The 15119-nt window shown below is 52.5% G+C and carries 12 protein-coding genes; 2 read left to right on the forward strand and 10 right to left on the reverse strand.

Annotated features, from left to right (window positions below; genetic code table 11):
- Positions 1 to 333: 333 nt before the first annotated feature.
- The 9 genes from OIM03_00175 to OIM03_00215 form a co-directional block, all read right to left on the reverse strand.
- A complete protein-coding gene (locus OIM03_00175; GenBank protein ID HJI72697.1) occupies positions 334 to 510 on the reverse strand; it encodes a hypothetical protein in 177 nt (58 codons plus the stop codon).
- Between the two features lie 29 nt (positions 511 to 539).
- A complete protein-coding gene (gene feoB, locus OIM03_00180; GenBank protein HJI72698.1) occupies positions 540 to 2684 on the reverse strand; it encodes a ferrous iron transport protein B in 2145 nt (714 codons plus the stop codon).
- Between the two features lie 41 nt (positions 2685 to 2725).
- Positions 2726 to 2950 (reverse strand): ferrous iron transport protein A, encoded by a 225-nt coding sequence (locus OIM03_00185; GenBank protein HJI72699.1) that lies wholly within the window; start codon positions 2948 to 2950, stop codon positions 2726 to 2728.
- A gap of 18 nt (positions 2951 to 2968) precedes the next feature.
- Positions 2969 to 3181, reverse strand: a complete 213-nt coding sequence (locus OIM03_00190; protein ID HJI72700.1) for a ferrous iron transport protein A — start codon at positions 3179 to 3181, stop codon at positions 2969 to 2971.
- A gap of 782 nt (positions 3182 to 3963) precedes the next feature.
- Complete coding sequence (locus tag OIM03_00195; protein ID HJI72701.1) at positions 3964 to 4437, reverse strand: dihydrofolate reductase; 474 nt, start codon at positions 4435 to 4437, stop codon at positions 3964 to 3966.
- Entirely contained in the window at positions 4434 to 5228 is a 795-nt protein-coding gene (locus tag OIM03_00200) for a thymidylate synthase (GenBank protein HJI72702.1), read from the reverse strand. Before OIM03_00200 ends, OIM03_00195 begins: the two co-directional genes overlap by 4 nt.
- A 10-nt stretch (positions 5229 to 5238) precedes the next feature.
- A complete protein-coding gene (gene recQ / locus OIM03_00205; protein HJI72703.1) occupies positions 5239 to 7365 on the reverse strand; it encodes a DNA helicase RecQ in 2127 nt (708 codons plus the stop codon).
- A 204-nt stretch (positions 7366 to 7569) separates the two neighbouring features.
- Positions 7570 to 8637, reverse strand: a complete 1068-nt coding sequence (locus OIM03_00210; protein HJI72704.1) for an ADP-ribosylglycohydrolase family protein — start codon at positions 8635 to 8637, stop codon at positions 7570 to 7572.
- 259 nt (positions 8638 to 8896) lie between these two features.
- Positions 8897 to 9175 carry a DUF1294 domain-containing protein gene (locus OIM03_00215; protein ID HJI72705.1) on the reverse strand — a complete coding sequence of 93 codons (279 nt, stop codon included), beginning with the start codon at positions 9173 to 9175 and terminating at the stop codon, positions 8897 to 8899.
- Positions 9176 to 9327: 152 nt separating this feature from the next.
- On the opposite strand from OIM03_00215, the gene OIM03_00220 reads away from it, so the two are divergent.
- Together OIM03_00220 and OIM03_00225 are read left to right on the forward strand one after the other, a co-directional pair.
- Positions 9328 to 10089, forward strand: a complete 762-nt coding sequence (locus OIM03_00220) for a TSUP family transporter (GenBank protein HJI72706.1) — start codon at positions 9328 to 9330, stop codon at positions 10087 to 10089.
- Between the two features lie 26 nt (positions 10090 to 10115).
- The gene (locus tag OIM03_00225; GenBank protein HJI72707.1) at positions 10116 to 11489 is read left to right on the forward strand and encodes a Na+/H+ antiporter NhaC family protein; all 1374 of its coding nucleotides are present in this window, start codon (positions 10116 to 10118) and stop codon (positions 11487 to 11489) included.
- A 559-nt stretch (positions 11490 to 12048) separates the two neighbouring features.
- On the opposite strand, the gene ileS is transcribed toward OIM03_00225, so the two are convergent.
- On the reverse strand, positions 12049 to 14913 hold the full coding sequence (ileS, locus tag OIM03_00230) for an isoleucine--tRNA ligase (protein HJI72708.1): 2865 nt from the start codon (positions 14911 to 14913) through the stop codon (positions 12049 to 12051).
- Positions 14914 to 15119 lie beyond the last annotated feature (206 nt).

The following is a 15119-nucleotide window of genomic DNA, read 5'->3' on the forward strand; positions in this document are numbered from 1 at the left end:
TAATTTCTCCTTTGCGCGGGAAGGCCGCGTTGATTTTGTAAAAAACGTTAAAAGCATATCGCTCTTATTTTAATAGTTTTTGTTCATGATAGCAATACAAATAAAAAATATATTCTATATGTTCATGAAAAAGATCTCCGCCCGATTTTAAAGAAAAAGGCGTTTTTAAGCCGGCATTTTTTTGAATGAGTAATCAGTAATCAGTCGTTTCTTTCCCGTCCGCGAGCGAGAGGGGCTTTTTCAAGCGAAATTGAGCGAAATATCATCCGGGCAATAAAAAAGATGCCTGAGCCCGATGGCCCAGACATCTTTCATGATTGGAAATTTCCTTACTCAGGAGTTCTTGATGCCCCCATGCAGTTCCATTTTGCGTGCTTTGCAGGCCGGACATTCTCCGTCCCCGCCTCCGCAGCAGCTTCCTCCGCCGAATGTCACCTTGTAAATATGGCGGCATGCCATGACGAAGAGGATGGCGATGGCAGCAATGACTAAGTAAACGCCAATGCTCAATGAAATCACCCTTTCTGAAATAATGGTGCTTACGCCTTCGCGCCGGCTCCTTCCAGAATTTCTTCCTTCTTCTTGGGAGCAGGACGGACGATCATCCAGAGAGCTGCCAGGCTGACGACGATGGCCAGGACCTGTGCAATGCCGAAGGATGCGCCGTAGTAGAGCCAGCTTCCGATGTTGTAAGCGACGAATGCCATGCCGTATCCGAGCATGACCTGGAATCCGATGGCAAGAGCTGCCCATTTCTTGTTACCCATTTCACGGGCAATCGTAGCCATAGCTACGACGCACGGCGGGTCGAACAGGTTCAGGATCATGAAGGAGAAAGCGGCAATCGGTGTAAACATGCCGGCAATGCCAGCCATGAGTTCCATATCTTCTGCATCAGCAGCGACGCCGTTCAGGACAGCGAGGGTGCCGATAGCGTTTTCTTTTGCCATTTCAGCGGAAATGACAGCGACAGCGCCCTTCCAGTCGCCCAGGCCGACCGGTGCGAAGATCCAGGAAATAGCTCCGCCGAAGGCTGCGAGCATGGAGTCTTCAATATCGACCATTTCCAGGGACGCATTGAATGTGGAGAAGAACCAAATGATGACGCAGGCTGCGAAAATGATGGTGCCTGCCTTGATGATGAAGCCTTTCGCTCTGTCCCACATATGACGGATAACACCCTTCATGGCCGGAATATGGTATGCCGGAAGTTCCATGACAAACGGTGCCGGATCGCCGGCAAAGGCAGAGGTCTTCTTCAGAGCAATGCCCGCCAGAACGATGACGGCAATGCCCAGGAAGTACATGGCCGGAGCCATGAGTACCGAGTCCGGGAAGAAGGTGGATGTGATCATGGAAATGATGACAGCCTTCGCGGAGCACGGGATGAAGGTGCAGAGCATGATGGTCATGCGGCGGTCACGCTGATCTTCGATCGTACGTGTCGCCATGACAGCCGGCACGCCGCAGCCGCTTCCGACCAGGATCGGAATGAAGGACTTGCCGGACAGGCCGAATTTGCGGAAAATACGGTCCATGATGAATGCGACGCGCGCCATGTAACCGGAGTCTTCCAAGAGTGCCAGGAAGAAGAAAATAAGAACAATCTGCGGCACGAAGCCAAGGACGGTGCCGACGCCGCCGATGATGCCGTCGACGACAAGGCTTTCCAGCCAGTCAGGAGCAGCAATGGCTTCCATGAGGCTGGCAGCTGCACCATTCACATATTCACCGAAGAATACGTCATTCGTCCAGTCGGTGGCCCATGTGCCTATGGTTGTGACGGAAATGTAGTACACAAACGTCATGATGGCGAAGAAAATCGGAAGAGCAAGGATACGGTTCGTGACAACGCGGTCGATCTTGTCGGAGACTGTCATTGCATGGCCGTCATGCTTCTTCGTCAGGACGCTGGAAATGATGCGTCCGATATAGGAGTAACGCTGGTTGATGATGATGGATTCGGAATCATCATCCATTTGATCTTCGCAGTCCTTGATATGTGTATCAAGGTGTGCGAGCATTTTCGGGTCGAGCTGCAGCGCATCGGTGGCATCATGATCTCTTTCAAATACCTTGATGGCATACCAGCGGACGAATTCGCTGTCCACTTTATCATGGATGGATTCTTCAATATGCGCGATGGCGTGTTCCACGCTTCCAGTGAATACGGAAGGAAGGCGGTGCTTCTTGCCGCTCTTGGCAGCCTCGATGGCTCTTTCAGCAGCTTCCTTGCAGCCCTTGCCCTGCAGTGCGGAGATTTCCACGACTTCGCATCCCAGTTCCTCGCCCATCTTCTTGATATCGATCTTGTCCCCGCTCTTCTTGACGAGGTCCATCATGTTGACTGCCATGACGACCGGCAGTCCGATTTCAATCAGCTGTGTGGAGAGGTACAGGTTTCTTTCCAGATTCGTACCATCGATGATATTCAGAATCACGTCAGGCTGCTCGTTGACCAGGTAATTTCTTGCTACCTTTTCTTCCAGTGTATACGGGGACAAAGAATAAATCCCCGGAAGATCCTGGATAATGACATCCTTGTGTCCTTTGAGGATGCCGTCCTTCTTTTCTACGGTGACGCCGGCCCAGTTTCCCACATACTGGTTGCTGCCGGTCAGTTCATTGAACAGTGTCGTCTTGCCGCAGTTCGGATTGCCCGCAAGGGCGATTCTGATTGACATTCTGACTCCTTTCCTACCTTAAGGAATAATATATAAGGAAATTACTCTTCCACTTCAATGACTTCCGCTTCATTCTTGCGGATAGAAAGTTCGTAGCCACGGACGGTCAGTTCGATCGGATCGCCCAGTGGTGCTACCTTGCGGACAAAGACATCGACGCCCTTCGTGATGCCCATGTCCATGATGCGGCGGCGCGTCGGTCCGTTGCCGCCGATCCTCTTGACCTTGGCGGTCTCCCCGACTGCCACTTCCTTCAATGTTTTCATAGCTGCTCCCTTCCTCCTTTAAAAGAAAATTCTCTGCGCCATGGATTTGTCGAGAGCAATGCGGCTCCCTTTGACCTGCACAATCAGATTGCCTGCCATGTGGCTGACAATCAAAACTTCTGCGTCCATCACAAATCCGAGTTCAGCCAGATGCTGTCGGACGTCGTCTTTCCCTGAAATACGGCGTATCGTCACAGTCTCGCCTTCCTTGGCAAATATGAGAGGCATCATTTATATCACCTCGATGCTTTCTTAAAAAGGAATTTCTTTCCGGCTCCGTGAAGGCGCCGGCCAATCACCCCATCGTTGATTATGTCATAATCTTAATGCACGTATTCAAAATTAGTCAATATCTCAAAATAATTTTTATTAGGTTGTCCTTTTCATTATTTTTCTGTATCCCGTTTATTGTTAAGGAAATTAGAAAATAAAGTAGGTTGAAACTTTAAATTTCATATCCAATATAATTAAATTCTTATTCACTTAATTTAATTTTTTCGATATTTATTCTTTTTATATCTATCTTCCTAAATATAGTGAGCACCCAAAAGTGCCCTGCCATTGGATAAATCCCGGAATTCCCGATATTTTCTGCCTTTCATGACAACGAATTCAGTTTGGAACACGCGTCCAAAATCCGCAATAAATGTTTAGGCATACCCACGCATTGTACGCTTGCATGCCATGAGAAAGTACACATATCCCACATGAGAAAAGGGCTTTTTGACTCCCTTTCTGCGGGGAGTTCCTGGTTTCTGATTCTGGAAACCGGGGATTTATGCAATAGAAAAAAGGGCTGTGCCAAAATGATTACACATTTTGGCACGGCCCCTTTTGTGTGGGTATATCCAATTAGAGAATTAGCTGATATAAGCGGATTGAGGGAGATGAAAACCATAAAACCGGACTTCGTCCGTGGAAATCAACCCTATCCACCGCGAAGCGGTCCCCCTTCCCCGTCTGGGAAGGCAAGCCTGGTGGTACCCTGATTCTGCTGCTTTATTAGGTCTATTTTATTTCCTGTGGTAGGTGATGAAGCGGTGCGGGATGTTTCCTTCGCCTTCTGTTTCTTCGGTGACGACCCAGTCTTCGGGACGGATCTCAGGGAAGAAGGCATCGCCGTCGAAGGGTTTCTCTACTTCTGTGATGTAGAGGGCGCCTGCGTACGGGAGGAGCGTCTTGTACATGTGCTCGCCGCCGATGACGAAGTTTTCTCCTTCGGGCAGGGAGTCCATGAGGGACTTCACGTCGTGGAAGAGGAGGACGCCTTCGGGCGCTTTGTAGTCCTTATTTCCTGTGAGGACGTAGTGGACGCGGCCTGGAAGGACACCGGGGAGACTTTCGAAGGTCTTCCTTCCCATGATGATCGGATGGCCCATCGTCAGTTTCTTGAACCGCTTGAGGTCGTCGGAGAGGTGCCAGAGAAGGGCATTGTCCTTTCCGATGGCGTTATTGGATGCTTTGGCAACGATGATGGAGAGGCTCATACGGACACCTCCATGGCAATCTTGTCGTGATGCTTGTAGTTTTCAAGGACGATGTCTTCCGGCTTGAAGTCGTAGAAGTTCTTGATGTCAGGATTCAGGACGAGCTTCGGTGCATCGTAAGCCTCGGGCAGGCGGGAAAGCTGGAGGAGAAGCTGTTCCTTATGGTTTTCGTAAATATGGGCGTTGTTGATGACGTGAGTGAAAAGGCCCGGGCGGAGTCCGCTCACCTGCGCAATCATGCAGACAAGCGCTGCGTACTGTGCCATGTTGAAGGGCACGCCGAGTCCCATGTCGCCGCTTCTCTGCACGAGCATGCAGTTCAGGCGGCCGTCAGCGGAGACGTCCCACATGGTCAGGAAGGCGCAGGGATAGAGCGCCATGTCCGGCAGGTCCTGGACGTTCCAGAGGTCGACGACCATGCGGCGGCTCTGCGGATCCTTCTTCAGTGTTTCAAGGAGCGTGTCCACCTGATGGTACTTGCCCAGCTGGTAGCCGTATGCCTTTCCGATCGTGCCGTCTTCTCTCATCCATTCATCCCATACGTGGCAGTTCCAGTCCTGAAGGACACGGACGTCGTTCGACTGTTTCTGCCAGATCCAGAGGATTTCCTTCACGGATGTCTTGAATGCGACGAACTTGGTCGTCAGGATCGGGAATTCCTTTTCAAGGTCAAACTGCATGATCTGGTGGGGCAGCTTGTAGGCAGGCATGCCGGTGCGGTTGTCTCCAAGGGCTCCGTTTTCGAGGATATTCTTCACTATGCCTAAGTACTCTTTATCTGCAAGGCTCATGTCTCTCTCCTTACTCCGCACTCTGCGGTGATGACTTGATAATATTGATGAACGCGTCTCCGTATTCAGCGGACTTCTTCGGTCCTATGCCGCGGATGGCCCGGAGCTCTTCCTTTGTCTCAGGACGCTTCCTTGCCATTTCCGAGAGGGTGTCGTCGGTAAAGATACGGTTGACCGGCACGCCTTTCTTTGACGCGAGGTAATTTCTGTAAAACTTAAGCTGCGCAAAGAGCGCTGTAGAGGATGGCTCCTCTTCCGTCAGCTCTTCTGCAGTGTCTTCCGGTTCTGTTTCCTTGAAGACCGGATTCTTTCTCCATGTCTCGCGGAGCTTTTCGTCCTTGTCTGCTTCTTCGAGGAAAATTTTCAGGAAACGGGCGCCGTACTTCCTTAGCTTGAACTCGCCCACGCCCCTGACGGTGCTCATTTCTTCGAGTGTCTTTGGAGAAATGACAGCCATGTCTTCCAGTGTGGCATCGGAAAATACAACAAAGGGCGGCACATGCTCGGCGGATGCGATTTCTTTCCGGAGGCTTCTGAGCTTTTCGAAAAGACTGCCGTGGACCGGGCTTCTGGCGGCCAGTTTCCTTTCAACGGCAGCATCCGCCATGGCGTCTTCTGCGCTGAAGGCAAGGCCGAATACATTGGCTTTCCCTTCAAGGACGTCCTCTGCCTTGTTTGTGAGTCGCAGTACCGGGTACGGTTCGCCTTCACGGACGAGGTAGCCGTCAGCGACGTAGCTGTTCAGCGCGCTCTTGATATGCCTGGCCTTCACGAAGGACAGCTTGCCATACGTCGGGAGCTCGTCAAGCTTCCTGTCCAGCACTGCCTTCGCGCGGCTGCCCGCCAGAATGTCTGCGACAGTCGATGCGCCGAAGCGCCCGTGGAGCGAGCGGACGGTCTTGAAAATGAGGGCGGCCGTGTCCGTCACGTCCACCTTCGCCTGCCCGCTTTCGCAGTTGCCGCAGTGGCCGCAGGGCTCATCCGCCTTCTCCCCGAAGTAGGTCAGGATGAAATTGCGGAGGCAGGCCGTCGTCTGGCAGTAATCGATCATGGCATTCAGACGGTGGTAGTCCATCTTCTTCTGCTCTTCGTCCTGATTGCCCTGATCGATGAGGTAGCGCTGGATGCCCGAGTCCCTTCCATTGTAAAGAAGGATGCATTCCGCGCTCGCGCCGTCTCGTCCGGCTCTCCCTGCTTCCTGGTAGTACGCCTCGAGGCTCTTCGGCATCTGGTAATGGATGACATAGCGCACATTGCTCTTGTCGATGCCCATGCCGAATGCATTCGTCGCCGCCATGACGGGCGTACGGTCGTAGGAGAAATCCTCCTGCGCCTTTCGTCTTTCGTCGTCTTCCATCCCCGCATGGTACCTTCCTGCGCGGATGCCGGCGCGTTTCAGAAGGTCGTGGACCTCGTCGACTGCCTTTCTTGTCGCACAGTAAATGATGCCGCTTTCCTTCTTGTGCGCCTTCACATACCTGAGGAGCAGCGCTTCCTTGTCCGCATCACGGATGACGCGGAAGGACAGGTTCGGACGGTCGAGCCCTGTACGGAAAATTTCCGCATCAGAAAGTCCCAGGCTCTTCTTCATATCCTCTTCGACAGCCGGCGTCGCGGTCGCTGTGAAGGCCGTGACGATCGGTTTCTTCGGAAGGGAATCGACGAAGGTCTTGATTTTTCTGTACGACGGGCGGAAATCATGGCCCCACTGGGAGACGCAGTGCGCCTCATCGATGACGACCATGGAAATCGGTACCTGCGCCAGGCAGTCAGTGAAATAGGACGGTTCCAGCTTTTCCGGCGCCATGTAAAGGATCTTGATGCGGCCCCTGTACATGTCGCGCAGGCGCTCGATTGCTTCATCATAAGGCACCGTGCTGTTCACGTACGAGGCAGGGATGCCCTGCTCCGTCAGCGCCTCCACCTGATCCTTCATGAGGGAAATCAGGGGCGAAATGATGATGGACCCGTGAGGAAACATCATGGCAGGTATCTGAAAACAGATGGATTTCCCGGCGCCCGTAGGCATGATTGCCAGAATATCCTTCTTCTTCAGGATCGTGGAAATGACTTCCTCCTGTACAGGCCGGAACGAATCGTAGCCAAAATACTGCTTCAGCACTTCACCCGGGGTCATGCGCATCCTCCTTCCCCCGCTGCCGCCATGCGGCCAACAGGCTTTCCGCCTTTGTTTTTAGATCCGCGCCTCTCCTGCGCGAATCTACGCAACTTATATTATAGCATAATATAGATGATTCTTTATCTGGAAATAGAATCCATTCTGCCACGAAAAAAAAGCTGCGGCAAAATGACTTTGTCACAGCTCCTTTTGATTCAGATTTTATCTTTTGCCCGGACGGTACTTGTCGTAGACGTAGAAGAGCTTGTCTGTCAGGAAGGAAATGGCTTCCTTTCCTTCGAGGACGTCTGTCCAGTAGCTCGGGATGAAGGTATCGCCGAAACGTACGCCTTCGATAGCGCCAGTAATGGCAGCTGTCGTATTGCTCTTTCCTCCGTGGTTGGCGGAAATAATGACGGCTTCGAGCGGGTCATCTACGGCAATGGAGCAGTAAATGGCAATCGCCAGTGCTTCTTCTGCATTCGTGCCGTCGCCAAAGGATGCGATGGAGTCGATGTGATCCCATACGCCTGTCTTTCCTGCCGGGCGGTTGTCTGCCTGCTGGCGGGCTGCCGACATGAGGGACAGGATCGGATCGGTCTTGTGCATCTTCGTCAGGATGGATTCCGCATAATCCAGGGATTTCGGGAATGACATGCCTTCTGCCAGGCATGCGATGATACATGCGAGGGCACCGGAAGAATAATAACCAACCGGATTGGAATGGGAAAGGGCTGCTGCCTTGACGGCTGTATCAAAAGCCATCTTCCCGTCGCCTGCAAAGGTAAGGCCGATCGGAACGGCTCTTGCGAGAGATGCGCTTCCCTTGCTGTCATTCACTTTATTTTTCGTCGAGCCGCGGCCGTCTTTGGAAAAGGCTCCCAGAAGCCCTTCTTCCGGATTTCTGCGCGCGTGCATGAATTTCTCTCTGACCAGGCAGAATTCCCTTTCATGGGACTGGCGTCTCATCCAGGTCTTCTGGCCTCTTCTGGGTTCTTCACCCGTCTGGCTGTAGTACCAGCGCATATAGCTTCTGTATATGCCTTCTATGATATCGAGCTTCTTGGCATCCGCCCAGAGTATCCCGTCGATTGTTGCCAGGAGTGTCTGTGTGTTGTCAGAAACAGGTGCTTTCTTTCCGTTTTTCGGATCGCCCACGAGGGTGCGCAGTCCGAATGGACCAAATCTATGCTTAATTCTGGCCACGGAGAGATTCTGCAGCGGATACCCCAATGCATCCCCGCACGAGGCGCCTATGATTGCGCCGCGAAACTTCTCTATCTCCGCCATTTTTTCCTCCTTCGATGTTTGAAATCTGCCTCTGAAAACCTTCTTTCAGACGAAAGCACCTTCCCAGTCCTTCGTCCACATTTCCCTCTCAGGAAAATAAAAGTTCCTGCAAATGACTCTCACAGAAACTTGAGTAGTATAGAAAAAATTTAACTTATACCCGTACACTATCATATTTTCTTTATTATAACACATTTTATACTCGGAAAAAGAGATAGTATGCATAAAACAGGACTAAAAGTTCAGTAAGGAGAATCTCCTAGTATAAGCGTCCCATAAGAAATAATCCTGCCAGAATGACAACCTGGATAAGGAGCATCACAGGGACAAGGATGCGGAATTTCCAGTGCTTCGTCTTGTGATGGTAATGCTTCATGCCAAGAAATGCGCCAAGGGACCCGAAACAGAACGCGGCAAGAAGAAGATTTCTTTCTGAAATCCTCCACTCCCCCTTGATCGAGCGCCTCTTGTCTTCGCCGTAAAGAAAAAACACGGCGAGGTTGATGCAGATAAGAATCACAGGAATCGCTTGTTCCATAAATCCATCCTTCCTCTATGCCTTTACTTTTATTATACTCCCCCTGAAAAACTCCCTTATATATATTTAATCATTTATACGTGTACGAATATCTTCTTCCGTGTTAAGATAAAGAATGTGTATACAAATTTACGATCTTTAAGGAGACCCTTATGGACTTATTGATGCAGTACCTTATCATATGCCCTCTGGTCATGCTGGCCGGATTCATCGATGCGATTGCCGGAGGCGGCGGACTGATTTCCCTGCCGGCTTACATGATCGCAGGGATTCCCGTCCATCATGCGATTGCGACGAACAAGATGAGCTCGACGATGGGTACGGCGCTTGCGACATTCAAGTTTGCAAGGAAAGGCTTCATCCCGTGGAAAATCGCCCTTTCCTGTGTCGTCTGCGCTTTTGCAGGCTCGACCCTTGGCGCGAATCTGGCCCTTCTTGTCAATGCCCACATCTTCATGCTCTTCATGATTATCGTGCTCCCGCTGACAGCCGTCTACGTGCAGAAGACGAAGAGCCTCATCGTGGAAAAGGAACCGCTCTCCTTCAAGAAGACGACCATCCTCAGCATGGCCATGGCTCTTCTGATCGGTGTCTATGACGGTTTCTACGGACCGGGCACAGGCACATTCCTGCTGCTCCTCCTGACGGGCGTCGCCCACCTTTCCATCCATAAGGCCAACGGCGTCACGAAGGCCATCAACCTGACGACGAATGTCGCTGCTCTCTGTGTCTTCCTCCTGAATGCGAAGGTCCTCTTCCCGCTTGGCATCATTGCAGGGCTCTTCGGCATGGCAGGCAACTGGCTGGGTGCTTCCTACTTTGCGAACGGCAGCGCAAGAAACGTGAAGCCGATCATCATGATCGTCCTTGGCATCTTCTTCCTGAAGGTCATTTACGAATTATTCTTTAAGTAAGAGCCTCTGCTCTTTTCGAGGTACGAATGAAATACAAATCCCCCAACATTGGCAGTTTCAAGGCGCTGCTCCCCTTCCTCATCTTCATCGCCATCTACCTTGGCGCTGGCATCTACTTCCAGATGCAGGGCGTGGACATGGCTTTCTATCAGTTCCCTTCCGTGACGGCGATGTTCATTGCCGTGCTATCGGCCTTCTGTCTCGGAAGCGAGCCGATCATGTTCAAATTCGGCATCTTCTCGAAGGGCGCTGCCAATGACAACATCATGACCATGCTCATGATCTACATCCTGGCGGGTGCCTTCTCCGCTGTGGCTGCTGCCATGGGCGGACGCGACGCAACGGTCAATCTTGGCATCAGCATGGTCCCGGCACAGTACCTGACGGCCGGCATCTTCCTCATTTCCGCTTTCATGGGAACGGCTACGGGCACGTCCATGGGAACGGTCGCCGCCATCATACCGATTGCGGCGGGCATCGGAGAGAAAAGCGGCATTTCCGCTCCCCTCATCATTGCGGCCTGCGTGGGCGGTGCGATGTTCGGCGATAACCTTTCCATGATTTCCGACACGACGATCGCGGCGACAAAGACGCAAGGCTGCGCACTGAAGGACAAGTTCAAGGTGAACTTCCTCATCGCCCTTCCGGCGGCCATTGCAACGATTGCCGTCCTCCTCGTCCTTGGAACGCCCGGCGCGGCTCTTCCTGATCCTTCCGAAGGATTCGACTTCATGAAAGTTCTTCCCTACATCGTCGTCCTTCTTCTTGCCCTCATGGGAACGAACGTCTTCCTCGTCCTTGTCATCGGCATCTTCCTCGCCGGCGGCATCGGGCTTTTCGCAGGAGACCTCACGATCATATCGCTTGCCCAGGCCATCTGGAACGGCTTTACCAGCATGAACGAAGCCTTCTTCCTCGCCCTCTTCTGCGGCGGCATTTCCGAGATGATTTCCTACTACGGCGGCATCACCTGGCTCATCAATAAGCTCCACGGCATGATCAGGGGGCCGAAGACAGCGCAGCTTGGCATCGCTTCCCTCGTCTCCCTTGTGGACTGCGCGACAGCGAATAACACCGTCGCCATCATCGTATCCGGCGACGTAGCCAAGCAGATCAGCGAGAAGTACAAGGTCGACCCGAGAAGAAGCGCTTCCCTCCTCGACATCTTCTCCTGCATCTTCCAGGGCATCATCCCCTACGGCGCGCAGCTCCTCACCGCGGCTGCCCTTGCTACGCAGAGCGGCGTGAAGATCACGACTTTGGACATCGTGCCGCATATGTGGTACTGCCTCTTCCTTGCCATCTTCGGCATCCTCTCCATCTTCATCCCCTACGCAGACGGCCTCTGCAGGAGGAATCCATGGGACTGGGAAAAAGGAAAACCAGTGGAAAGTAAATAATGAAATAATAAAGGACTGTGATGAAATGAGATCATTTCGCCGCAGTCCTTTTTTGGTGGGGATGAGGGGAAGGGACGATTCAGATTAAAACCATACAACCAGCCTGACGGCTGTCGGTAATCAACCCTATCCGCCGGCATCAGAATTTGAGGCCGGCACCTTCCCCGTCTGGGAAGGCAAGTTTAAAAACCATACAACCGGCTTACAGCCTGGGAAATGAACCTCCTCAGTCGGCTCCGCCGCCAGCTCCCCCTACGGGGCGAGCTCTGACACCATTTCCTTGCTTCGCAAAGGGAAAACATGCAAACCAGCCTAATGGCTGAGGAAATGCAACTCATCCGCCCCGTACACTAACTTATGTGGCATTTGTGTTGCCACTGCTAATGTCAACTGGTATACGGCGCACCTTCTCTTCCAGAGCAAGGTCAAGGGCAACTTCCCCGTCTGGGAAGGCAAGTTTAGTGTGCTTCGTTCTGAAATGGCCGGGATTTGCTGAATCCCCTTGCTGTTTTCCCCACGCAAAAAGACCCTTGCGGGTCTTTTTGGTTGTTCTATGATATTATTCTCCCGCTTCGCCGGTTTCTGCGAGGACGTGGGCGCAGCGTGCGCATACGTGCGGATGAGCCGGGTCGGAGTCGACGTCCGGGGTTCTCTTCCAGCAGCGTTCGCATTTTTCGAGTTCGCAGACGGAGACGGTGACTTTGACGTTTCCTTCTTCGTCGGATACTGCGTTTTCAGGAGCGCTTTCGGTGCCTTCTACGAGTTTGGTCTGGGATACGATGCAGAAGTCTGCAAGTTCCTTTTCCATAGCTTTGAGGATATCGTAAGCTTCGCCTTTTGCGTATACGGTGACTTCAGCGTCGAGCGGGTGGCCGATGGTCTTTGCCTGGCGTGCTTCTTCGAGGGCTTTGGTGATGACGCTTCTGACTGCGAGGCGTTTTTTCCATTTTTCATCGAGTGCTTTGTCGAGGAACTTGTCGTTCAGTTCCGGCATGGATGCCATGTGGACGGACCATTCGCGTTCTTCCTTGTTCGGGAGGTCCTGCCATACTTCTTCAGCGGTGAAGCAGAGTACAGGAGCTACGAGGCGGACGAGGCTTGTCAGGATTTCGTACATAGCGGTCTGCGCGCTTCTTCTGAGGCGGGAGTCTGCTTTTTCTGTGTAGAGGCGGTCTTTCAGGATATCGAGGTAGATAGCGGAAAGGTCGACGGTGCAGAAGTTGTGTACGGCATGGTACATGACATGGAATTCATAGTCTTCATAAGCTTTGAGGACGGTTCTCTTGACCTGTTCGAGGCGCAGGAGTGCCCATCTGTCCATTTCTTCCATATCTTCATATGCTACGCTGTCCTTCTTCGGATCGAAGTCGTACAGGTTGCCCATGAGGTAACGGAATGTGTTTCTGATCTTTCTGTATACGTCGCTCATGGATTTGACGATCTTATCAGACAGTCTGACGTCGCCCTGGTAGTCGACGGAGGAAATCCAGAGTCTCATGACGTCGGCGCCGTAGCGGTTGATGATGTCCTGTGGAGCAACGACATTGCCGACGGACTTGGACATCTTTCTGCCTTCGCCGTCCATGGTGAATCCGTGTGTCAGGACTGCTTTGTATGGAGCATATCCATTGACGGCTACGGAGCAGAGGAGGGAAGAATGGAACCAGCCGCGGTGCTGGTCGGAGCCTTCGAGGTACAGGTCAGCCGGGAACTGTACGCCGTCTTCCTTCCAGTCTTCATGCGGGTAACGGAGGACGCCGTTCCATGTGGAGCCGGAGTCGAACCATACGTCCATGATGTCTTTTTCTTTATGGAAATGGGTGCCTCCGCAGTGCGGGCATTTGAAGCCTTCCGGAAGGAGTTCTTCAGCGGAATGAGCCCACCATGCATCGGTGCCTTCTTCTTCTACGATTTTTTCGACTTTCTTCATCGTTTCATCAGTGATGACCCACTTGCCGCAGTCGTCGCAGTAGAATGCAGGAATCGGCACGCCCCAGGATCTCTGGCGGGAAATACACCAGTCCTGACGGTCGCGGATCATGTTGTAGAGACGGTCATGGCCCCAGGACGGGATGAAGCGTGTATCGTCGACAGCTTTCAGTGCCTTGTCTCTGAAGTCGTTGATGGATGCGAACCACTGCTCGGTAGCACGATAGATGACAGGGTTCTTGCAGCGCCAGCAGTGTGCGTACTGATGGTGGATGGATTTCTTGCCGAGGAGGTGGCCTTCATGAGCCAGAGCGGAGATGACCGGGCCTTCTGCGTCCCAGATGCTCTTGCCCTCGAGGAATTCGCCTGCTTCAGCCGTCATGTTGCCCTTTTCGTCAACCGGGCAGATGACTTCCTGTTTCAGCTTGCCAGCATTTTCATAGGGCTTGTAGACTTCAAAGTCTTCAACGCCGTGTCCAGGAGCGGTATGAACGCAGCCTGTGCCGGCATCAAGGGTGACATGGTTGCCTTCGAGGACATAGATGGTGCGGTTGTAAACAGCCAGCGGATGATGGAAGGTTGCGAGGTCCCATTCAGCGCCGAGCATTTCGCGGCCGACAAATTCGTAGTCTTCGATCTTGCAGTCAGCCATGGCAGCCGGAGCGAGTTCCTTGCTCATGAGGTAGTATTCATCAGCGGCTTTGTTGTGTACCCATACATAGGTGAATTTCGGGTTCACGCTGATGTAGAGGGATGCCGGGATGGTCCACGGTGTGGTGGTCCAGATAACGGCAAAGAGCTTGGATGGATCGACGCCGTCCGGTCCAAGGCCCTTGATATCCACAGCCGGATACTTGACGTAGATGGACGGGGATTTTCTGTCCTTGTATTCGATTTCTGCTTCAGCCAGGGCTGTTTCGCAGTGCGGGCACCAGTAAACGGCTTTCTTGCCCTTGTAAATGTAGTGCTTCTTGGCCATTTCGCCGAGGACTTCGAGTTCCTTCGCTTCGAGGTGCGGATCGAAGGTGACGTATGGATGCTTGAAATCGCCGACAACGCCCATGCGGATGAAGTCTTCCTTCTGGATAGCAATCCATTTCTTAGCGTATTCCAGGCACTTTCTGCGCAGTTCGAGCGGGGTCATGTTGGCGCGGTCTTCACCGGAGTCCTTGAGGACGGCATATTCGATCGGAAGGCCGTGAGTATCCCAGCCCGGGATGTAGTTGGCATTGTAGCCAGCCATGTATTTGTAACGGACGATGACGTCCTTCAGTGTCTTATTCAGTGCATGGCCGATGTGGATCTTGCCGTTTGCATAGGGAGGTCCGTCGTGCAGGACGAAAGTCGGAGCGCCGTCATGCTGTCTCTTCTCCACTCTCTTTTCATACAAATCATTTTTCTGCCAGAAATCCACGAATTCCGGTTCCTTCTTCGGAAGGTTGCCGCGCATCGGGAATTCTGTCTGAGGCAGATGCAGGGTTTTGCTGTAATCCATTTTCAAATTCCTCCTAAGGAAATCTTCGATTTCCAAAATAAAAAAATCCCGCCCGATAAGGGGCGGGATTCTATCCCGTGGTACCACCCTCATGACCTTACGGCCACTCGGCACAGTTAACGATGTCCCGTCAGGGCTTTTCTTCCCTGAAGCTCCGAAGTGATCTATCCGCGCCACTCGCCGCCCCTTCTCACCGACCGGGGCTC

Source organism: Veillonellaceae bacterium (genome assembly GCA_025992895.1).
Taxonomy (GTDB): Bacteria; Bacillota; Negativicutes; order Veillonellales; family Dialisteraceae; genus Dialister.

Coding starts and splice junctions, on each gene's coding strand:
- feoB (HJI72698.1), bottom strand. CDS start 2,684: ATGTCAATCAGAATCGCCCTTGCGGGCAATCCGAACTGCGGCAAGACG.
- OIM03_00185 (HJI72699.1), bottom strand. CDS start 2,950: ATGAAAACATTGAAGGAAGTGGCAGTCGGGGAGACCGCCAAGGTCAAG.
- OIM03_00190 (HJI72700.1), bottom strand. CDS start 3,181: ATGATGCCTCTCATATTTGCCAAGGAAGGCGAGACTGTGACGATACGC.
- OIM03_00195 (HJI72701.1), bottom strand. CDS start 4,437: ATGAGCCTCTCCATCATCGTTGCCAAAGCATCCAATAACGCCATCGGA.
- OIM03_00200 (HJI72702.1), bottom strand. CDS start 5,228: ATGAGCCTTGCAGATAAAGAGTACTTAGGCATAGTGAAGAATATCCTC.
- recQ (HJI72703.1), bottom strand. CDS start 7,365: ATGACCCCGGGTGAAGTGCTGAAGCAGTATTTTGGCTACGATTCGTTC.
- OIM03_00210 (HJI72704.1), bottom strand. CDS start 8,637: ATGGCGGAGATAGAGAAGTTTCGCGGCGCAATCATAGGCGCCTCGTGC.
- OIM03_00215 (HJI72705.1), bottom strand. CDS start 9,175: ATGGAACAAGCGATTCCTGTGATTCTTATCTGCATCAACCTCGCCGTG.
- OIM03_00220 (HJI72706.1), top strand. CDS start 9,328: ATGGACTTATTGATGCAGTACCTTATCATATGCCCTCTGGTCATGCTG.
- OIM03_00225 (HJI72707.1), top strand. CDS start 10,116: ATGAAATACAAATCCCCCAACATTGGCAGTTTCAAGGCGCTGCTCCCC.
- ileS (HJI72708.1), bottom strand. CDS start 14,913: ATGGATTACAGCAAAACCCTGCATCTGCCTCAGACAGAATTCCCGATG.